20 protein-coding genes are annotated in these 20,926 nt (G+C 63.3%); 11 read left to right on the top strand and 9 right to left on the bottom strand.

What is annotated here, in order from left to right; genetic code table 11:
- Positions 1-2 precede the first annotated feature (2 nt).
- The 4 genes from G4G27_RS01125 to G4G27_RS01110 are packed head-to-tail and all read right to left on the bottom strand — an operon-like array spanning position 3 to position 3,354.
- Positions 3-743: an enoyl-CoA hydratase-related protein gene (locus tag G4G27_RS01125; protein ID WP_183113543.1), complete on the bottom strand. Its 741-nt coding sequence runs from the start codon at positions 741-743 to the stop codon at positions 3-5.
- A 58-nt stretch (positions 744-801) separates the two neighbouring features.
- Complete coding sequence (gene mce / locus G4G27_RS01120; RefSeq protein ID WP_183111363.1) at positions 802-1,221, bottom strand: methylmalonyl-CoA epimerase; 420 nt, start codon at positions 1,219-1,221, stop codon at positions 802-804.
- Positions 1,222-1,231: 10 nt separating this feature from the next.
- Positions 1,232-1,807 carry a hypothetical protein gene (locus G4G27_RS01115; RefSeq protein ID WP_183111362.1) on the bottom strand — a complete coding sequence of 192 codons (576 nt, stop codon included), beginning with the start codon at positions 1,805-1,807 and terminating at the stop codon, positions 1,232-1,234.
- A 20-nt stretch (positions 1,808-1,827) separates the two neighbouring features.
- On the bottom strand, positions 1,828-3,354 hold the full coding sequence (locus tag G4G27_RS01110) for an acyl-CoA carboxylase subunit beta (RefSeq protein ID WP_183111360.1): 1,527 nt from the start codon (positions 3,352-3,354) through the stop codon (positions 1,828-1,830).
- 278 nt (positions 3,355-3,632) lie between these two features.
- Here G4G27_RS01110 and G4G27_RS01105 point away from each other — a divergent pair, with 278 nt between their 5' ends.
- From G4G27_RS01105 to G4G27_RS01070, 8 genes are all read left to right on the top strand, one after another.
- The gene (locus tag G4G27_RS01105) at positions 3,633-5,033 is read left to right on the top strand and encodes a helix-turn-helix transcriptional regulator (RefSeq protein ID WP_183111358.1); all 1,401 of its coding nucleotides are present in this window, start codon (positions 3,633-3,635) and stop codon (positions 5,031-5,033) included.
- Between the two features lie 237 nt (positions 5,034-5,270).
- Complete coding sequence (locus tag G4G27_RS01100; protein ID WP_183111356.1) at positions 5,271-5,582, top strand: pentapeptide repeat-containing protein; 312 nt, start codon at positions 5,271-5,273, stop codon at positions 5,580-5,582.
- 11 nt (positions 5,583-5,593) lie between these two features.
- Positions 5,594-6,103 carry a hypothetical protein gene (locus G4G27_RS01095; RefSeq protein ID WP_183111355.1) on the top strand — a complete coding sequence of 170 codons (510 nt, stop codon included), beginning with the start codon at positions 5,594-5,596 and terminating at the stop codon, positions 6,101-6,103.
- A gap of 49 nt (positions 6,104-6,152) precedes the next feature.
- Positions 6,153-6,923 (top strand): hypothetical protein, encoded by a 771-nt coding sequence (locus G4G27_RS01090; RefSeq protein ID WP_183111353.1) that lies wholly within the window; start codon positions 6,153-6,155, stop codon positions 6,921-6,923.
- A complete protein-coding gene (locus G4G27_RS01085; protein WP_183111351.1) occupies positions 6,920-7,801 on the top strand; it encodes a hypothetical protein in 882 nt (293 codons plus the stop codon). Before G4G27_RS01090 ends, G4G27_RS01085 begins: the two co-directional genes overlap by 4 nt.
- Positions 7,801-8,520, top strand: a complete 720-nt coding sequence (locus G4G27_RS01080; protein WP_183111349.1) for a hypothetical protein — start codon at positions 7,801-7,803, stop codon at positions 8,518-8,520. The genes G4G27_RS01085 and G4G27_RS01080 overlap by 1 nt, the downstream gene beginning before the upstream one ends.
- Positions 8,517-9,155, top strand: coding sequence for a 2OG-Fe(II) oxygenase (locus G4G27_RS01075; RefSeq protein ID WP_183111347.1), 639 nt, complete (start codon positions 8,517-8,519; stop codon positions 9,153-9,155). The genes G4G27_RS01080 and G4G27_RS01075 overlap by 4 nt, the downstream gene beginning before the upstream one ends.
- Before the next feature lie 4 nt (positions 9,156-9,159).
- On the top strand, positions 9,160-9,864 hold the full coding sequence (locus G4G27_RS01070; RefSeq protein WP_183111345.1) for a Stf0 family sulfotransferase: 705 nt from the start codon (positions 9,160-9,162) through the stop codon (positions 9,862-9,864).
- On the opposite strand, the gene G4G27_RS01065 is transcribed toward G4G27_RS01070, so the two are convergent.
- Positions 9,865-10,881, bottom strand: coding sequence for an NAD-dependent epimerase/dehydratase family protein (locus G4G27_RS01065; RefSeq protein ID WP_183111343.1), 1,017 nt, complete (start codon positions 10,879-10,881; stop codon positions 9,865-9,867).
- A 114-nt stretch (positions 10,882-10,995) separates the two neighbouring features.
- On the opposite strand from G4G27_RS01065, the gene acs reads away from it, so the two are divergent.
- The 3 genes from acs (at position 10,996) to G4G27_RS01050 (ending at position 15,834) form a co-directional block, all read left to right on the top strand.
- On the top strand, positions 10,996-12,936 hold the full coding sequence (gene acs / locus G4G27_RS01060) for an acetate--CoA ligase (RefSeq protein ID WP_183111341.1): 1,941 nt from the start codon (positions 10,996-10,998) through the stop codon (positions 12,934-12,936).
- A 132-nt stretch (positions 12,937-13,068) separates the two neighbouring features.
- Positions 13,069-13,683: a hypothetical protein gene (locus tag G4G27_RS01055; protein WP_183111339.1), complete on the top strand. Its 615-nt coding sequence runs from the start codon at positions 13,069-13,071 to the stop codon at positions 13,681-13,683.
- 108 nt (positions 13,684-13,791) lie between these two features.
- On the top strand, positions 13,792-15,834 hold the full coding sequence (locus G4G27_RS01050) for a M13 family metallopeptidase (RefSeq protein ID WP_183111337.1): 2,043 nt from the start codon (positions 13,792-13,794) through the stop codon (positions 15,832-15,834).
- 154 nt (positions 15,835-15,988) lie between these two features.
- On the opposite strand, the gene G4G27_RS01045 is transcribed toward G4G27_RS01050, so the two are convergent.
- The 4 genes from G4G27_RS01045 to G4G27_RS01030 form a co-directional block, all read right to left on the bottom strand.
- A complete protein-coding gene (locus G4G27_RS01045; protein WP_183111335.1) occupies positions 15,989-17,353 on the bottom strand; it encodes a PepSY domain-containing protein in 1,365 nt (454 codons plus the stop codon).
- The gene (locus tag G4G27_RS01040) at positions 17,350-19,680 is read right to left on the bottom strand and encodes a TonB-dependent receptor (protein ID WP_244624505.1); all 2,331 of its coding nucleotides are present in this window, start codon (positions 19,678-19,680) and stop codon (positions 17,350-17,352) included. Before G4G27_RS01040 ends, G4G27_RS01045 begins: the two co-directional genes overlap by 4 nt.
- A 46-nt stretch (positions 19,681-19,726) precedes the next feature.
- Entirely contained in the window at positions 19,727-20,134 is a 408-nt protein-coding gene (locus G4G27_RS01035; protein WP_183111334.1) for a hypothetical protein, read from the bottom strand.
- Positions 20,135-20,252: 118 nt separating this feature from the next.
- Positions 20,253-20,789 (bottom strand): TetR/AcrR family transcriptional regulator C-terminal domain-containing protein, encoded by a 537-nt coding sequence (locus G4G27_RS01030; RefSeq protein WP_244624504.1) that lies wholly within the window; start codon positions 20,787-20,789, stop codon positions 20,253-20,255.
- Between the last annotated feature and the right edge of the window lie 137 nt (positions 20,790-20,926).

Below are 20,926 nucleotides of genomic sequence, written 5' to 3'. Positions count from 1 at the left end.
TTTCAGCCGCCCTTGAACGCAGGCTTGCGCTTCTGCAGGAAGGACATCGCCCCCTCCATCGCATCGGCGCTGTCGCCGGCGAGGCGCTGACCATTGGCCTCGCGGCTCAGGGCCTCGGCATAAGTGCCGTCCATCGCGGCGGCGATATTGCGGCGCATGATGCCGAGCGCAAGCGTCGGACCGGCCGCAAGCCGATCGGCCAGCGCCATCGCATCGTAAAGCAGCGCGTCGTCGTCGACGCACTTGTAAATCATCCCCCAGCTTTCGGCCTTCTCGCCGCCGATCTTTTCGCCGAGCAGCATCATCTCGGTCGCGCGCGCCTTGCCGACCAGGCGGGTCAGCATCCATGACGCACCGCCATCGGGCACCAGACCGATATTGACGAACGCCTGAAGGAAATAAGCCGAGCGCCCGGCGAGCACGAAGTCGCCGGACAGTGCGATCGAGCAACCGATGCCTGCCGCCGGACCATTGACCGCGGTGATGATCGGCACCTCAAGCTCGGCGAGCTTCATCATTGTCGGATTATAATGGCGGGTCAGCGCATTGTACGATCCGCGCCCGCCGCTGATCGACCCACCGCCGCGCGCCTGCAGATCCGCCCCCGAACAGAAAGCCCGGCCCGCGCCGGTGATGACGATCGCGCGCGCGCCATCGAGGTGATCGAGCACCGCGCCGATCTCGTCCGCCATTTGCGGCGGCGCGGCGTTGAGGCGCTCCGGACGGTTAAGCGTGATCAGCATCACGTCGCCGCGCCGTTCGGCCAGGATCGTTTCGAATTCAGGCACGTATCTCTCCGTCTCAATGATCGCCGGGTGGCGTTTCCATCAGTTCGACCAGCATCCCGCCGAAATCCTTCGGATGGACGAAGACGATCGGCGTGCCGTGTGCGCCGATGCGCGGTTCGCCGAGCACCGTTGCACCCTTCGCTTTCAGGTCCGCGACCGCCTCATGAATGTCGGGCACTTCGAAACACACATGATGCTGCCCACCCGCCGGGTTCTTGCGAAGGAAACCGGCGATCGGCGAACTGTCGTCATAGGGCTCGATCAACTCAATCTGCGTATTGGGCGCGTCGATGAAACACACTTTCACGCCTTGCGCAGGCAAATCGAACGGCTCGCCGATCGCGCTCGCGCCGAGCAGCGTGCGATAGGTCTCGATCGACGCCGTGATCGATGGCGTAGCGACGCCGACATGATTGAGACGCCCAAGTTTCATTTGGCGAACTTCACTTCTTCGGCTTTTCCGCAGGCGGCGGTGGCGGGACTTCGCCGAGCTTGTAACCGCAGGCGGTCAGTACCTGGACGATCGGGGCGCTGGTCGCCGGACCATCGAAGGTCGCGGAGAAAGCGAAATTGCCGGCGGTGGTCGTCTCCACCGTGATCGCCTTTGCCTTGGCGAGCTGGACGGTCAGCGCGGTGACCGGCGTCGAGCTGGCGATATAGGCCGCGGTGGCGCGGAACTGCCAATTGTCGGTGATCGCAGGGCCGCCGTTGAAACGCATCGAGACCTGCTTATCGGCAAACTCGCCGGTATCCGACGCGGTCTGCAACGGTTGTTTGGCGATGAACTGAACCGAGACGATCGATTCGGCCGCACGATCGCATTTCACGGTCAGCCGCGACGATCCGTCACGCGCGATCGCGGAAGCCGAGGTGGTCGCGACGCCGCTCGCCGCGTCGGCACGCTCGCGTATCGCCCAAGGCGCTGGAGCCGCAACGGGTGCCGGAGCCGGTGCGGGCGGAGCGGCAACCGGTGCCGCTGGCGTGGCGGCTTGCAGCGCTAAAAGGATGATGGGGAGCATGATGTTTGCCTCGCTGAATATCACAGGGGAATGTTGTCGTGTTTCTTCCACGGATTTTCGAGCGACTTGCCGCGGAGCTTGCGCAACCCTAGCGCGACACGCCGCCGGGTCGAGTGCGGCTGGATCACCTCGTCGATGAAACCCTTCGACGCGGCGACGAACGGGTTGGCGAAGCGCGCCTCATATTGCGCGGTGCGCTCGGCGATCTCTTCCGGCGTCTTACCGCGAAAGATGATCTCGACCGCACCTTTTGCGCCCATCACCGCGATTTCCGCGGTCGGCCAGGCATAGTTGAGATCGCCGCGCAGATGCTTGGAGGCCATCACGTCATACGCGCCGCCATAGGCCTTGCGTGTGATCACGGTGATCTTGGGCACGGTCGCCTCGGCATAGGCGAAGAGCAGTTTCGCACCATGTTTAATGATGCCGTTCAGTTCCTGGCTGGTGCCGGGCAGGAAGCCGGGCACATCGACGAATGTCACGATCGGAATGTCGAACGCGTCGCAAAAGCGCACGAAGCGGGCCGCCTTCTTCGACGAATTGATGTCGAGGCAGCCGGCCAGGACCATCGGCTGATTGGCGACGAAGCCGACCGTACGCCCTTCGATCCGGCCAAAGCCAATGATGATATTGGCGGCATGGGTCGGCTGGACCTCGAAGAAATCGCCTTCGTCGACCGTCTTCCGGATCAGTTCATGCATATCATAGGGCTGATTGGCGCTAGCCGGGATCAGCGTGTCGAGACTGTCCTCGATCCGGTCCCATGGGTCCGAGCTCGGGCGCTCGGGTGAGGTTTCGCGGTTCGATGCGGGCAGGAAATCGACAAAGTCGCGCGCCGCGAGCAGTGCCTCGATATCATTCTCGAACGCCACATCGGCCACGCCCGACTTGGTGGTGTGCGTCACCGCCCCGCCGAGTTCCTCCTGCGTGACGATCTCGTTGGTGACGGTCTTCACCACATCGGGGCCGGTGACGAACATGTAGGAGCTGTCCTTCACCATGAAGATGAAGTCGGTCATGGCCGGGGAATAGACTGCGCCGCCCGCGCACGGCCCCATGATCAGCGAAATCTGCGGCACGACGCCCGAAGCGAGCACGTTGCGCTGGAACACCTCGGCATAACCGCCAAGCGAGGCGACGCCTTCCTGAATACGCGCGCCACCCGAATCGTTGAGGCCGATCACAGGGGCGCCGACCTTTAGCGCGGTATCCATCACCTTGCAGATTTTCTGCGCATGGCGTTCGCTGAGGCTGCCGCCGAACACGGTGAAATCCTGACTGAACACGAAGACCAGCCGGCCGTTGATCGTGCCCGATCCCGTAACCACGCCATCGCCGGGAATGATCTGGTCCTGCATGCCGAAATCGACGCAGTTATGTTCGACATACATGTCGAGTTCCTCGAACGATCCTTCATCGAGCAGGACATCGAGGCGTTCGCGCGCGGTCAGCTTGCCTTTGGCGTGTTGCGCCGCGATGCGCTTTTCGCCGCCGCCCATGCGTGCCGCCTGGCGCTTGCGTTCGAGTTCGGCGATCGTCGACGACATGCGGCTCTCCGGAAGTGCGGACCGCCTCTCTTTCAAGGAGTCGCCGGTTTTGCAAATGTGAATTTGCGAAGTTGTGAAGGGTTGTATTGTGAAGTAACACCCGAAGATACTTACTTCTTCACCCCTCCCTGCAAGGGAGGGGTAAGGGGTGGGTTAGCGTCGGAGCGGGCTCGATGCCCGTTTCGATGCTTCGGCACTTGGTGAGACAAGGCCTTTCGAGCGCGCAGACGCGCGCACCCACCCCCCCCCCTCCCTTGCAGCGAGTGGAGAAAGTCGAGATGCCCCGCCCCACCCGCCTCTTCGCCGGAGAACAGCTCCGCGCCCTGCGCCAGTCGGCCGGCCTCAACCAGGCGGCGATGGCGGCGCGGCTCGGGTTGTCGGTCAGTTATCTGTCGCAACTCGAAAGCGGCATCCGGCCGCTGACCCCGGCGGTGACCGCGGCGTTGCGGCGCAATCACCCCAACGCGCTCGCGGCGATCGAGGACAGCGCACCGGCGATGCGCATCGCGTCGCTTGCCGAGGCGCTCGCCGATCCATTGCTCCCCCCTGCTCCGCCGCCCGAGACGATCGCCCGGCTCGCCGAGGAGCGGCCGGAGATCGCCGACCGGATCATCGCGCTGCACGGCGCGGTGCGTGCGGCGGAGGAACGGCTGCAGATGGTCGAGGAAACGATCTCTTCCGGCGCGGGATCGCCGGACACCGGAGGACGCATGCCGTGGGAATCGGTGCGCGACTGGTTTCACCATGCGGGCAATTATGTCGATCCGCTCGACCGGGCAGCAGAGACCCTGACTGAAACGCTCGGCCTTGGTGAGCCGGCTTTTGTTGCGGGGCTGGCACGTCACGGGATCGCGATCGAGACGGCCAGCGACGACCCTGCTCCGCTCAGATCGTTTGACCGGGCATCCGGCACACTGACTCTTGGTGGCGCGCTGCCGCCGGAAAGCCGCCGCTTCCTCATCGCGCATCAGCTTGCCGCGATCGAATTCGACGGCGCGATCGAGGCGATCGTGGCGGGTGCACCGCTGACCAGCGATGCTGCGCGCAATCTGTTGCGTATCGGCCTGGCCAATTATGCCGCCGGCGCGCTGATGATGCCTTATGCAACGTTCCGCGCCGCCGCGCGGGCAGCACGGCACGATATCGATCGGCTGTGCCGAAGTTTCGGGGTGAGCTTCGAGCAATGTTGCCACCGGCTCTCGACGCTGCAGCGGCCCGGCGAGGAAGGCATCCCCTTCTATTTCTGCCGCGTCGATATGGCCGGCAACATCACCAAGCGCCACTCCGCGACACGGTTTCAATTCGCGCGCTTTGGCGGCGCCTGCCCATTATGGATCGTGCATGAGGCCGCGGCGATCCCCGATCGCATCGTGGTCCAGCACGCGGCGACGCCCGACGGGGTGCAATATGTGTCGATGGCCAAGGGATTGGTGAAGCCATCAGGCAGTTTCATGCGCACCCCGCGTCGCTACGCCGTCACGCTCGGATGCGAAGCTGAACATGCCGCAGACTTTGTCTATGCCGATGCATTGGACCGGCACTCGGCCGCAACGCCAATCGGTATATCCTGTCGCTTGTGTCCGCGCGACAATTGCGATCAGCGCGCCTTCCCACCCGCCGACCGAAGTATCGCGGTCGATCCCGATCTGCGCGGAACAGTGCCGTACCGCATCGTATAAGGCGAAATCCGGCGCGCCATAACCGCGGCTCGTCTCATATACATCCATCGTTCGCATGATTTGATCCAGTATGGTTCAAATTGGTTACCCGTACCGACACCATCTATCATCCCAATAACCTAGACTCCTGTAGTCCACTTGTGTCATTGTACATGAAACGGGTCACATTATTGTAGACCTGATGATTCGGGCCGCGCCAAACAATCGCCTCTGTTCGCAGGGGTAGTGGAGGCTTGAATGACAAAAAGTGCCGCTGAGCAAAAACCTTTATTATCCCCTAATATGATCTGCGTTGCACAAGACGCGACGAGTTCTACCTTCAGCAACATGACAGTTGGACACTCCATTTTTGGAGCATCCAATTTTTTCAATTCCGCATTTCACCGCAGTAACTTCGAAAGCACGCATTTTAGTGCATGCGAATTCGATGGCGCTGTTATGGAAAATTGCTCTCTTCGTGCTGTGCAATTGAAAAACTGCGACGTCGATGGACTCGTGATCGACGGAATCAATATTGGTTCGCTGCTTAAACTTCTACTCGTGAAATAAGGAGCGAGACAATGCCCAACGACAAGTCCGACCCCGCTCCGTTCATCGGCGCAACGCATCGCCACGACCTGCTCGCGCAACTTGCGGGCACCCGAATTCGCGCATTCGACAGCGCCGTTAACGACGCTGTCGCAAACGGAATCCGCAATCCGGAAGAGGTCAAGCTCGACGGCAAGAATGGCGGCATGGATGGCATCTCGGTCAGCCTTGGCGGCATCGAGGTCGCCGACGAGACGGTTTACTCTCCCTGGCAGCCGCCCAAATTCCCCAAGGGCAAGGAAAGCAAGGAAGGCAAGGAATCCAAAGACTCGAAGGAAAGCAAGGAGGGTAAGGAATCCAAGGATTCCAAGGAAGCCGGCAAGGAAAGCTCCGATGGGGGCAAGATGGCGGGAAGCGAGGCTTCGGACCCGTTCAGCCGCTTTGGCGAAGTCGAACGGTTGAACTGGTCGCTGATGAATCAGGTTGCGCAACAGCACGCCAATGGCGTGCGGGGGTTCATCAAGAGTGTCCAGATGTTCTGACCCCGGGGGCGCTCTCGAGGCCTCCGGCCACGACGCCACCGACAATATCGTGCTGATCGTGAGCGAACCGGGTGACAGCTTTGCAAATGCGCTGGCGGGTCCGATCGCCGCGGCCGGTCGGATCCCGGTCTGCCTCGATGCGACGGCCGCGGCACAGCGGTTCACGGTCATGGTGCAGGATGGCGATGCCATCGTGACGCCGCGAATACCGATGATCATCCGCGCGCCGCGCGTGTCCGGTACGCGAAGCGCCGACGCACGATTCCTGCAGGGCGAGGCGTTGGCCGCGTTATGGGCAATCGGCGCGTTGAGCACCGCGCCGGTGCTGGGACGCCCGGGGCCAATGGGCTTTGGCGGCGGCTGCAGTCTGTCGGCATCGGTGAACGAACTACGCGGCGGGCTGCGCACCGATCGCATGGAGTTGTTCATGCAGGGCGCGACATGGCCGCAAAGCGACACCGGTTGGTATTTCAAATCGCCCGATTCCCTGGAACCGTTGAGCCACGATCAGCGTGCCGCCTATCCGGGGCCGCAACGCGGGCGATATGTAAGGCCGGGCGAACAATATGAATTCGTGCTGGTGCTCGGCCGGGACGCATGGTGCCGCAGCGGACAGCAGGTTGCCGGCCATGATCTCGCACTGGATAGCGTGATGCTGGCCGAGCGGCTCGGGCTTGACATGGCGCTGATCATATGGGCGCTGTCGGAGGATCTGCACGACCCGTATCTGGCGCGAATAACACCCTGGCCGCACCGTGAAGACATCGGTTTCGCCTGGGATGCGTTCGCATCCGCCGCCATTTCGCACCTGACGCAATGATCACCGCGATCGGCCTGGGCACGGATCCGACCATCCGGCATTTCGTGGCACGATGCGAAGCGAGCGGCACCGAGGTGGAACTGGTCGACCTGCACGACCTGGCGCTGGCGGACTGGATGTTCCCGCTGCCTGGCCATGACGCGATCTGGCGCGATGGCGAGAAGGAGCGGCGATTGTCCGCCGGCGGCCGATACTATGTTCGCCCGATCGACCTGTCGTCAGTCATCGCGTCGCAGCGTAACGGCATGTCCTGGCAGTCGATGGTACAGGCATTGTGTGCGTGGCTGGAAAGCATTGGCGAGGCGATTGTCGTCAACCGGCCGGGTCATGTCCAGGATAACGGGTCAAAGCCGCTGCATGAGGCGCTGCTGGCGCGCAGCGGTTTCCTCGTGCCCGCATCGCTGACCAGTTCGGACGGCGAGGCGCTATCGGCCTTTGCGCGCGCGCCGTCGATCGTGAAAACTGTTTCCGGCGCCCGCGCCGATTGCTGGAGCGTGACGCCGGACGATTTCACTGCCTTCCAGCCGGAAAGCGGGCCGATCCATCTGCAGCGACGGGTGGAGGGCGCGGACGTGCGCGCCCATGTCGTTGGCGATACCGTGCTCGCGCTGCGCATCGACAGCGAGGCGACCGATTACCGCATCGACGGCGATGCGAACTATGCCCCGATCAAATTGCCGGACGCATTGGTCGCACGCATGACGCGCGCCGCGCACGACATGGGGCTGATCTTTTCGGGGTGGGACTTCAAGATCGACCGGGACGGGCAGTTCTGGTTGCTCGAGGCCAACCCGATGCCTGGCTATAATTCCTACGACAATCGTCTGGACGGCAGCATCACCGCCGCGCTGATCGCCATATTGATGAAGGCGCGGTGATGATCGCCGCCACGGGCCTGCTGGATACGAATGGCTGTCGCTCAGTGGTCGAGCGTGTGGTCGGCAATCGGGACAATTGGATCGACCGCAGCCCGCGCGGCGACGCGACATTCTTCACGCTCGGGCGTGCCAGTTATCTCGATGCGTGCCCACCGGATGCCGATCCACAAAGCACCTATTATGGCAAGATCGACGCCGCCAACGGTGAATTGATTGCGATGTTCGGTGATCTCTACGCCTCCCTGCTCGACCGGCTGGCCGCCGAATTGCAGGGCGAGGTGGTGCTGGCCGATAGGCTCGCCATTCCCGGGTTTCACATCTTCCTGGGCCGCGGCATTCTCGGCGCCGGAAAAAGCGGGCGGCATTTCGATATCCAGTACGAACGTTTGCGCTTCCCGCCGGGACCGGTCGAGGACGATCCGATATCGTTCACGCTGGCACTCGAACTGCCGACGGAGGGCAGCGGGCTCGACCTGTGGGACGTCACGGTCGAGGATTTCGACCGGGCATTCAAGGCGGGTCGCGTCGCGACGCTCGACGACATGGCACGTCGCCGGATCCTTGCGTATCATCCCTATTCCGTCGGCCAGTTATTGATTCATCGCGGGCTGTGGCTGCACCGGATATCGTCGCCTGGCACCATCCATGGCGATGATCGTCGGATAACGTTGCAGGGGCACGGATTGCGCATTGCCGGCCGCTGGATCCTTTACTGGTGAGCGACGCCCGCAAATCGGCCTATCCCGCGCGCGCCATGCCCGAGGCGATGCCAGCACTCCCGGCGCTGGTCCTGTCCGATGCGCTACCCAAAGCCGACGCAGCGGCGTTGCTTACTTTCGCGATCGCCAGCGAGGCGATGTTCGGCGATGCGCTGACATTGTCGTCGCACCTGGAATTGCATGCCGGACGACATCGCAGTGCGCGGACGCTGGCACAGCATGAAATGCATCGCGACCTGATGGCGACGATCGCCTTGAGACACGGCGATGCACTTCGCGCGCGCTTCGGCGACCGGATACTGACGGCGCCCGTCGAAGAATCCGAGCTCGCCGCGAGCGGCGACGGCGACTGGTTCGGCCCGCATCGTGATGACGGCGCCGCCCCCGTCGCGCACCGATCCTTCACGGTCGTCGTCTACCTGCATCGCTTCCCCTGTCGCTTTGCCGGTGGGGAACTCACCCTGCACGGCTTTCAGGACGCGGCGCGGCAGCGCTTCGGTCCGGTGCAGACGATCGCGCCGCGTCATAATGTCGCGACGATTTTCCCATCGAACACACTCCATGAGATTTTGCCGGTATCGTTGTCCACGCCGTGCTTTGCCGACCGGCGCTTCGCTCTCACCAGCTGGATTTGAAACATTGTACGGCATCGACCGGGGTTATATCATCGCGGCGCTACCCCGCACGGGCAGCTTTCTGCTGTGTGAGATGCTGGCGACGCTTGGATCGGTCGGCTATCCGCAGGAATATGGCCTGCTGGACGACGGGGCGACATGGTCCGGCCATCACGGCCATGCCAGCCATATCGCCTATTTCTACGATTTTTTCCGGTTCTGCTCCACGCGCAACGGCGTGTTCGGCTGCAAGCTGATGTGGCCCCAGTTCGCTGGCCTTCGCCGTGATATCAGGCGATATACCCGCATCGGTGGAGGGGGGCTGGAACCGATCGAGGCGATGACCGGCCCGCTCAAGCTCATATTCCTCGACCGACGCGATATCGTCATGCAGGCCATATCGCTGGTACGTGCGATGGAAACGAACATCTGGTCATCTTATCGGACGCTCCCGCCGCCGCGACTGACCTACAGCCGCACCGCGATCGCCGGCGCCCTGTCCGTGATCGAGGAAAATCGCCAACTATGGGAGACGTTCTTCGTGCGCCACGCGATCGACCCGTTGCGCCTGTTCTACGAGGACGTAGCACGCGGCGAGATCGCGGCATTGCTTCCGTTTTTGGGGGTGGAGACGCAACAGCGGCCGGCCCATATCACGCAGCTCAAGCAGCAAGCCGACGATCAGTCGCGCGCGTGGCGCGACCGCTTCGTCGCGGAAAGTGCGGCCTGATCAGATTTTCACAATCCCCCGATCGATCAAACTCCGCGCGGTATCCACAATCGAGTCCTCGATCGGACGCGTCTGCCAGCCAAATACCTCGAGCGCATGGCTGGAATCGACGGCACGGACCCGGCCCAATTCGCCAAGCACCTGGCGCAGGCTACCATCGAACAACGCGATCAGCCTGACGGCGAAATCGGGGATGTTGCGCTTCGGCACCTTCCTCGCGTCGGGCCCGAGCCGATCGCGCAGGATCTGGCCCACTTCGTTCATCATCAAAAACCGACCGGCCGCGATGAAGCGTTCATTGGCGAGACCCGGCACGGTCAGTGCGCGGACATGAAGATCGGCGAGGTCGCGGACATCGACGACAGCGAAGCCAAGTCGCGGGAAACCCGGGACCGACCCGTCGATCGCGCGTTTGACGAACTCGATCGAAGCCGAATAATCGGCGCTCAGGACCGGACCCAGCACAGCCGCCGGATTGATCGAGCAATATTCCATCGCGCCGCCGTTCGCCGTCATCCAGTCGCGCGCGGCGCGTTCGGCAATCGTCTTCGACTTGGGATAGGCGGCAACGTTTGGTGAGGTCATGTCGCTCCAGTCCGCCTCGGTAAAGGGCCGGTCCAGATCATCGCGGCCATAAGCGATTGCCGCGACTGACGAGGTCTGAACGAAGCGCTGGACGCCGGCTTCCCGGGCGAAACGCAGCGCCCTCAACGCGCCCTCGCGCGCCGGAACGATAAGATCGTCCTCATGCTTGATCGCGCCGGGGGGAAAAGGTGACGCGACATGCGCGACATGGGTGCAACCGGCGACCGCGTCGGCCCAACCCGCGTCGTTCATCAGGTCGGCGGCGAAGAATTGCAGCTCCGGTCCCGCAATGCCGAGTGTTTCGCGTACTTCCGCTTCTCGCCCGAGCGAGCGGATCGTCGTGTGAACGGTCCAGCCTTCGCGGACCAGCTGCCGAATAAGATAGCCGGCGATGTAACCGCTGCCGCCCGTCACCAAAACCGTGCCCGCCATCGATCCACTCCCGTCTATATGAATAAGGTTTTATATTGAAACCTAATTTATGGCAAGCTGGGCCTTGCATTCGCCTGTCTCCCCCCGGCAAATGGGACGGCAGGAGAGCGTTACATGGCCGATCAGGATCTCTACCCCGTGCCCCCAGAATGGGCGAAGCGCGCGCGGTTCGATGCGGCGGGATATGAGCAGCTTTACGGCCGCTCGCTGGCCGATCCGGGCAGCTTCTGGCTCGAACAAGCGCGCCGTCTCGACTGGATCAAGCGGCCCGAGATCGCTGGCGACTGGTCGTTCGCGGAAAAAGATTTCCACATCCAGTGGTTCGCCGACGGGCGGCTCAATGTTGCCGCGAACTGCCTCGACCGACATCTCGCCAGGCGCGGCGAGCAGGTCGCGTTGATCTGGGAACCGGACGAGCCAAGCGAACAGCCGCGCCAATTCACCTATCGCCAGCTTCATGCCGAGGTGTGCCGCTTCGCCAATGTGCTGAAGGCGCAAGGTGCGAAGAAGGGCGACCGCGTCACCATTTATATGCCGATGATCCCCGAAGCGGCGTTTGCGATCCTCGCTTGCGCGCGGATCGGCGCGATCCATTCGGTGGTGTTCGGCGGCTTCTCACCCGAGGCGCTGGCGGGGCGGGTCACCGATTGCGATTCGAACATCGTCGTCACCGCCGATGAGGGGCGCCGCGGCGGCAAGAAGGTCCCGCTCAAGGCCAATGTCGACGCCGCTGCGGAACGCGCGCCGGCGCTGAAGACGGTGATCGTGGTCAGGGCGACAGGCGGCGATGTGACGATGCGCGACGGTCGCGACATCTGGTATCATGAGGCAGCGGCGGATCAGCCGACGACCTGCCCGCCAGAGCCGATGGGCGCGGAAGACCCGTTGTTCATCCTCTACACCAGCGGATCGACTGGCCAGCCCAAGGGTGTGCTGCACAGCAGCGGCGGCTATCTGCTCTGGGCAAGCCTGACGCATGAGCTCGCCTTCGATTACCGGCCCGGCGATGTGTGGTGGTGCGCAGCTGATATCGGCTGGGTCACCGGGCACAGCTATATCCTCTACGGCCCGCTCGCCAATGGCGCGACGACCCTGATGTACGAAGGCCTGCCCAACTGGCCCGATGCGAGCCGCATCTGGCAAGTGGTCGACCGGCATAAGGTCCACACCATCTTCACCGCGCCGACCGCGCTCCGCGCGCTGATGAAGGATGGCGACGACTTTGTCACGAAGACCAACCGCTCCTCACTGAAATTGCTCGGCACGGTCGGCGAACCGATCAATCCCGAGGCGTGGCGCTGGTATCATGAAGTGGTCGGCGAAGGCCGCTGCCCGATCATCGACACCTGGTGGCAGACCGAGACCGGAGCTGCGATGATCGCGCCGATGCCCGGCGCGACCGACCTGAAGCCAGGCAGCGCGACGCGGCCGATGCCGGGGGTCGATCCGCAACTGGTCGATGCCGAAGGCGAGGTGCTGAACGGTGCGACCGAGGGCAATCTCGTCATCGCCAGGAGCTGGCCGGGCCAGATGCGCACTGTGTGGGGCGATCATGCGCGCTTCTTCCAGACCTATTTCACCACCTATCCGGGCAAATATTTCACCGGCGACGGCGCACGGCGTGACGAAGACGGTTATTGGTGGATCACCGGCCGGGTCGATGATGTGATCAACGTGTCGGGCCACCGCATGGGCACCGCCGAAGTCGAATCCGCGCTGGTGCTTCACCCGCAGGTCGCCGAGGCCGCCGTGGTCGGCATGCCGCACGATATCAAGGGCCAGGGCATCTATGCCTATGTCACGCTCAATTCGGGCGAGACGGCGTCGGACGAATTGCGCGGCACGCTGATAAAATGGGTGCGCAGCGAAATCGGCCCGATCGCCGCACCCGACAAGCTGCAGTTCGCGCCGGGCCTGCCCAAGACCAGGTCGGGCAAGATCATGCGCCGCATCCTGCGCAAGATCGCCGAGGGCGATGTTTCGTCGCTCGGCGATACCAGCACGCTGGCCGATCCGGCGGTGGTCGACGATCTGTTGGCCAACCGGGTGGCATGAGCGACCGCCTCCAACTGCGGTTAGCGCGCTGATGAACGGGTCTTGCGACGATCGCGGACGCAACTCAAAAGCCTGTCCGCATACGCCGTCAAACCACGCGCCGATCGCAGGCGGGGTTTCGGGGACATGCCCATGCTTTTTCTCGCACTAACACTGCTGGCGGCGGATCTTCCGGTGATCCGCAACACCGTCCCGTTCGATACGGCCATCGTCGCCCGGCAATGCGCGCAGGGCGACGATGCCGATGATCTCGATGCGCAGCTCAGCTGTCTCGAAGGACAATGGCTAGGGTATCGCGAATTCGCGCTGCTGGCGCAGCATCTCGGCCCCGGCAGCAAGACGATGCAGGAGGGGTGCATCGAGAAATGGCGCAAGGCCGAGGCGATCGACTGGCAGATGGCCCGGGTATGTTTCAACGAGGACAGCACGCCGTTGGCCGAAGCAACGCGTGCGGGCAGCGACTTCGATGTCAAACAGTCTCGCCGCCTGTGCGACGTGGAAATCCACACGAGTATACCAGGGATCGAGCGTCTGCCGACGACCGCGGAAGAATGCCTCACCGATCAGGCGATCGGCCATCGCGCGTTCGCATTGCTTAAAAAGGCCTATGGCGGTCCTGCGCTCGATCGCGCCTTTGCGGTCTGCCGTACGCGCTGGAGCAAAAAAGATGGGCCTGACTGGGTGATGATCGATTCCTGCGCGGACGATCAGGTTCGCGCGGTGGAGCGGATCGCCCAGTTCAAATAGACGCACCGCTCGATAGGAAAGCGCGGCAAGCGGTGCATGCCTTGTCGATTGCCTCAACCCTGACCCACCGCTATGCCACGGCAATACACTTGTCCGAGGATTCTCCCAATGCGCGTTTCCGTTCTGGTTCGTCTCACCGCGGCTACCGCCGCTCTCGCTATCGCCATTCCGGCGCTGTCCAAGGACGCTGCCACCAAGGTCGCGCGCTACGGCGCGTTCGGCATCGATCAAACAGCGCGTCAAACAGGCGTGAAGCCCGGCGATGATTTCTGGACCTATGCCAATGGTGGCTGGGCCGCGAAGACCGAGATTCCCGCCGACAAAGGCTCGGCCGGGTTCGGCTCGATCCTGTCCGACGAAGCCGAGGTCAATGTCCGCAAGATCCTCGACGACATGGCCGCCAACCCCGCGCAATATGGCGCGACCGGCAAGCAGGTCGGCGATTTCTATGCCAGCTGGATGGACACTGCCGGGATCGAAGCGAAGGGCACGGCGCCGCTGAAGCCCTATCTCACGAAGATCGCCGCGGTGAAGGATCTGACCGGGTTGCAGACGCTGTTCGCGACCGTGGGCTATGCCTCTCCAGTCGGGATCGGGATCATCCCGGACCTGGCCGATCCGACGCGCTACACCGCTGCTGCGGGCCAGAGCGGTCTCGGCATGGCACGCGACAACTACCTGCTGCCGGGCGAAAAGTATGACGGCTACCGCAAGGCGTACCGCGCCTATATCCAGCAGATCCAGGAACTGGCCGGCATCCCCGATGCCAGCGCCAAGGCCGACGCGATCATGGCGCTCGAAACCGCGATGGCCAAGGAGCAATGGTCGCCCGAACAAAGCCGCGACATCGCCAAGTTGAACGATCCGCAGCCGCTGGCCGGCCTCGAGGAAAAGGCGCCGGAATTCGACTGGGCGCTGCTGCTGAAGACCTCCGGCCTCGATTCGTCACCGACCGTGCTGATGACGCAGAACACCGCGCTGACCGCGATGGGCAAGCTGCTGGTGGCGACCCCGCTGCAGACCTGGAAGGACTATATCGCCTTCCACTTCGTCAGCGACCACGCGACCTTCCTGCCCAAGGCGTTCGACGACGCACAGTTCAATTTCTTCTCCAAGACCCTGTCAGGCGTGCAGGTGCAGCGCGATCGCTGGAAGCGCGGCATCCAGTTGATGAACGGATCGCTCGGCGAGGCGGTCGGCCAGATTTATGTCGCGAAATATTTCCCGCCCGCAGCCGAAAAACAGATGGGCGAGCTGATCGAGAATCTGCGCGAAGCCTATCAGCAGCGTATTTCGGCGTCGACCTGGATGGATGATGCCACCCGCAAGGCGGCGCTGGTCAAGCTCGCCGCGTTCGAGCCGCGCATCGGTCACCCGGTGCGTTATGTCGATTATTCGGCGTTGAAAGTGGAACGCGGCGATCTGCTTGGCAATGCGATGCGCTCGGGCGAATTCGAGCAGCAGCTGCAACTGTCGCGTTTTCCCAAGCCGGTCGATCGCAGCTTGTGGGAAATGACCCCGCAGACGGTGAATGCCTATTACAATCCGCTGTCGAACCAGATCACGTTCCCGGCAGCGATCCTGCAGCCGCCCTTCTTTGATCCCAATGCCGATCCGGCGGTCAATTATGGCGCGATCGGCGCGATCATCGGCCATGAGATGGGCCATGGCTTCGACGATCAGGGCAGCCAGTTCGGCCCGACCGGCAAGTTCGAGAATTGGTGGACGCCCGCGTCATCGACCGCGTTCAAGGGCAGCACCGGCGCGCTGGCCGCGCAATATGACCAGTATGAACCGGTCCCCGGCACCAAGATCAACGGCAAGCTGACCCTGGGCGAGAATATCGGCGATCTCGGCGGGGTCGAAGCGGCTTATACCGCGTACAAAATCTACCAACAGAAGCACGGCAAGGCGCCGGTGATCGGCGGGCTAACCGGCGATCAGCGCTTCTTCCTCGCCTATGCCCAGGCATGGCAGACCAAGCGGCGCGAGGCGCTGGCGCGGCAATTGCTGCTCACCGATCCGCATTCGCCAGCGATGTTTCGGGTCAACGGCATCCTGCGCAATGTCGATGCCTGGTATGCGGCGTTCGACGTGAAGCCGGGCGACAAGCTGTACCTGCCGCCCGAGCAGCGCGTTCACATCTGGTAAGCTGAGGGGGCTTTCCTCCCCGTTCGCCCTGAGCCTGTTGAAGCCTGTCCTGAGCGCCTGCCTTAGCAGGCAGTCGAAAGGGGCCGCTGTTCTTTCTCTCACGCCGGAGAAAAAAGACGGTGCTTCGACAAGCTCAGCACGAACGGCTTTTTTGCTAGGCCGCGCGCAACCCGAGCCAGTAGCGAACCGGCGGGATCCTGCGCAGCGCCAGCCGCTCGATCACCAGCACGGCGATCAGCGAGGCGCCGAACAGCGGCAGTAGCACGCCAAGCAACACCACGACGCCGATCAGCACCGGGCCAAAGCGCGGCCGGGACAGCGGGATTGGCGCTCCGATCAGGCCGACCGGCCTTCGGCGCCACCACAGCACCGTGCCCGACACCGCCAGCGTCACGAGCAGCAAGGCAGCGAGCGTACCCAGCAGCTGGTTGGCGATACCAAACAGCGCGCCCTCATGCGCGGCGATACCATAGCCGACCGCGCGATCGATCCAGTGCCGCTGGTCGAAATTACGACGGCTGAGGATCTCTCCGCTCCGGCCGTCGATCGTCAGCTGCGTGCGCAGCGGGCGGTTGTCCGCGTCCGACGTGACCGTCCAGGCCAGCGCCCCATCCGCTGGCGGCGCAACCAGCACCGGCGGCGCAATGCGCAGCGGCATGATCGTGCGGACGACACGGTCGAGATCGCCGGCGCGCGGCGCGAGATGCGCCATCGACATGCCCATATGTTCGGCATGCTCGTCGAGCATCGCGCGTTCGCCAGGTGTCGTGACGGCGGGCGGCGCGGCGACAGAGGTCACTCCGGTCGGCCAGTCCACCGGACCATCGGCAGTGCCGGTGATGGCGCGCACCTCCTTGAAATAGCCCCCCCAGGCCTTGGCCCAGGGCAGTCCTGTCGTGATCAGACCGAGCGCGAGCAACGAGACCCAGATTCCCGACACCGCGTGGATGTCGCGCCAGAACAGGCGGCGCCCCTGGCGCAGCCTGGGATAGAGCAACCCGCCCAGCCCGGTCGCACCGCGCGGCCACCACAGGTACAGGCCGGTCAGGATCATCACGATCGCCCAGCATGCGGCAAGCTCGACCAGATAGCTGCCGGGATTGCCGGCCATCAGTTCGCCATGCAGGCGGAAGATATAACGCATGAAGCGCTCTTCCTCGCCGACCTGCTTCAGCACGCGAAGCGTTGCCGGATCGACATAGACACGTGTCTGCATCTTGCCCGTGCCGACGATCACCCGCGCGGCATGGCCGGGTCCTTCGGGCAGTTCATATTTGTGCAGCCGCGCGCGCGGCACCGCCGCTAGCGCGGCGGCGACCTGCGCCTCGACACTCGCCGCCGGCGCGACCGCCAGCGTGTCATAAGGGCGATCAATCCAGCCCTCGATCTGCGGTTTCCAAGTATAGATCGTGCCGGTCAGCGCGAGCCAGATGACGAACGGCACGCACAGCAAGGCGGCGTAGAAATGCCAGCGCCACACCGCATTGTACCAGCGCGTTCCGGGCGGCTTGACGCTCATAGCTTGATCCCCGCTTCGATCAGGAAGGTGCGCTGCGGATAGGGATGAAACACCCAGGCGCTGTCATTGGTGAGATTGTTGACCCCGGCCGCAAGACGCAGATTCTTCGCCAGGTCCAGATTTGCCTTGAGGTCGAGTGCGAACAATTCCGAGGTATAACCATAGGCGTCGCCGCGCTGCAGCCCGTCGAGATCGGTATTGGGCCGGCTCGCAAAACGCACGCCGATCACGGCCTGCAGCGATGGCAAAAGCCGCCAGCGCAGATTGCCGTTGAGCCGCCAGCTCGGGATGCGCGGGAATTGCACCCCTTCCGAGTTTCGATCGGCGCGGTTGCGCACCGTTTCGACATTGATCCAGGCGGCATTGGCGTCGATATCCAGGCCTTGTGCGGGCCAGTCGCGTACCTCCGCGATCAGTTCTGCGCCATATTGGCGGGTCAGGTCGATATTCTTGAAATTGGACGTCGAGACGCCTGCCTGATTGAACCCGACATAGCTGAAGATCGCATCGCGGATGCGCTGGTAGAACAGGCTACCGGTCAGCGTGACGGGGCCAAAGCGCTTGCGCAGCAGGAAGTTCGCGTCGCGGCTCTTCTCGGGCTTCAGATTGGGATCGAAACTGTTCTGATTGAAGCTGCCATCGCCATTGAGCGATCCTTGGAACAGCTCGCCAACGGTAGGAAAGCGCGTCGCCAGCGCGAGGGAGAGCTCGGCCGCCCAGCCATCGCCCAGACCACGCTTGAGCGCGAGCTTGGGGTTAAGCGCGGTTTCCGTGCGCGCGGCATAGCGCTGCATGACCAATTGCCCGGCCTGCGCACCGCTGGTCGCACGTGCCGTCAGACCGCCATCATAACCGCGCCACCAGTCGGCGCGTAGCCCCAGGGTCAGCAGCGTATCGGCATCGAGGCCAATCACATCCTCGGCGAAGACTCCGATCGTGCGCGTGCGTCCAAAGGTGCGGGTGCGCTGAGTTCGGCCGCTGGCGGCGCGCCAATTGGTCGTGTCGAACACCGACTGATCAGTTTCATAGAGATTGCCGTTCACGCCGAACGCAATGTCATGGCTGCCCAATGTCCGGGTGACGATCAAGTCGCCGGTGTACCAGCCGGTCGGTCCCTGTTCGGTCACCTGTCCCGCGCCGTTGGCGATGCCGGCGGCATAACCGCCCGAGCTGCGGCTTTCTTGCCGGTCAAAGCGCAGCGTCGAAAGATTGGCGCGCACGTCAAAACCGGCGATCGGGCCTTCCAGCTTCAACCCCGCCAGCCATTCGTCCTTGGCGGCAAGGCCGAGGCGGAAACTGCTCGTGGGATTGAGCGTGTATGTATGCCCGCCGAAACTCGCCTGCCCGGTTGCATCACCGTAAAAGGGGTTGCCCGCTGCATCGCGGAGATAGGTTTTCGGATGGAGTGTCTCCTCGCGGTTCCACCAATAGGTGAACAGCGCTTCGGCATGGAACTCCCCGTGGTCGAAGCGGAGTTGCGCACGGACTTGATCCTGCCGCGTCGCGACCGAGCTATAGTCGCCGATCACCGGGGCAACGACGTTCGCGCCTGCAACGGGGATCAGCGCCGGATCGGCATAGGCACCGGTGACCGGCGTCCCGTCATTGGGCTTGTCGTAGAGCGTGGCCGAATAACCGAACTGATAATATTGCATCGGCTGGCTGTCGTTGCGCAGCCGCCGCACCGAGGCGCGAAAGCCGAACGGGCTGTTATCGCCCTTCAGCGCGAAACCGGCCTCTGCAGCATAGCCGTAGAAATCGTCGCGCGTACCATATTGGCGATAGGGCTGGACGAAGGTCTGCACGGTGCCGAACGCTTCGTTGCGGTCGGGCGCGCGGGTGGAGATGTTGACGATGCCACCCATCGAATTGCCCGGATAACGTGCCGAATAGGGGCCGTAGACGATATCGAACTGCTTGACCTCGGTCGGGCTGACAATGCCCCAGGCGGGTGGAAAACCGAACGAATTGCCGAGGAAGTTGGAAACAACGAAGCCGTCGACCATCACCAGCGACCGGGCACTCTGCGCACTATGGGTGCCGCGAAAGCCCGGCACCGCGTTATTGTCACCGATATAGCGGGTGCGCACGAAGAAATCGGGCGCATATTTGATCAGATCTTCGGTATTGAAGGCATTGACGCCGTCGAATTGATCCTGGCCGAGGCTCACCGACAGGCCACGTGGTTCGATCGAGATGGGCGCATCTTTCTGTCCGATGACCAGGATGTCCTTATCGTCGTCATCGGCGGCCAAAGCCGGGTGCGCGATCGCAACGGCGACCGCACAAAGCGAGACGCGCAGCATGGCGCGTTTGAAACTGGGCATTGAGAGAATCCTGTCCGAACGGGTGCGCCCTCGGGCGCGTAAGGGTTCAGACGAGGAGCGGCGGTCCGGTTTGCGGCGGTGGTGGCGCGGCCAGACCGCGACCGACCGCAACGCTGGCGGACACAAGCGGCGGATCGATGACCGGCGCTGGCAGAGTACCGGGCAGTACGACAGGATCGGCGGCGGCGAAAGCCTGAGCCAGGCCGGCAAAGGCGCAAGGGTGATCGTTGGCGCCGTCATGCTTGACCGGAGCCTTTTCATGCACCGTGCCATCGGCGGCGAGCACCATGTCGACCGCGCCGGCGCCGGTGCAGAGCGAAATCACCACGCCGCCATCTGCGCCGACCGACGGCATCCATCCCGCCGGCACGAGCGCGCGCACCAGGATCGCACACGCGAAGACCGCGAGGATCAGGGTGCGCCGGCCGACGCTGATGGAATGACGGAGCCCCATTGCGGCGCGTATCTGGCGTACCGGCGGCGGATCGGCAAGCGGACTTTGATCCAGTTTGACGTCGCGCCCGATGACTGCGGTATTTCCCCAAAGTGCCCCGAGGCCGCGCCCCGCAGGGTTAGCCCCCGAGCTCAACCGGATCCGGCGCCCAAGCGCGCATGAAGCTGTCGAGCGCGGTATCGACGTCCTGCGCGATCCGATCGGCGCAGCGCCCTTGGTCGATACCAAGCAGCGATTCCTGGAAACAGCCAGACTGGCACATCGAGGCGAACTGGCGGGCCGCGACCATCGGGTCGCCCTGACGGAGCCGCCCGTCGGCCATCGCGGCGGCAACGAAGCCGGCGAGCCGTTCCTTGCCGCGCCGCGAACCCCGCGCATAGAATAGTTCACCAAGCTCGGGGAAACGCCGCGCCTCGCCGATCACCACACGGTGCAGCGCGACGATCGACGGCGCCAGAATGGTCGCCATCATCGCGTTACCGAAGCGGCGCAACGCCGGCTCGACCGGTTCGGCATCGTCCAACTCGATGGTCAGCGCAGCGGCATATCGCTCGACAATGTCGTCGACCACAGCGGCGAACAGATCCTGCTTGGACGGAAAATAGGACCAGAGCGTGGTCTTCGATCCGCCGACTTCGGACGCGATCGAGGACATGGCCGTCTCTCCATAACCATGTTCGAAAAATGCCTCGCGCGCGACAACGACAAAGGCCTGTCGCCGGAGCGCTCGCGCGTCCGATGGCGCGGTCTCAGCGGCTTCGGCAAGAACAGTACTATCTGGTATCATTTTTG

Origin of the sequence: Sphingomonas sp. So64.6b (assembly GCF_014171475.1) — a bacterium.
Taxonomy (GTDB): Bacteria; Pseudomonadota; Alphaproteobacteria; order Sphingomonadales; family Sphingomonadaceae; genus Sphingomonas; species Sphingomonas alpina_A.
This window is presented reverse-complemented; position numbering and strand designations above follow the sequence as displayed.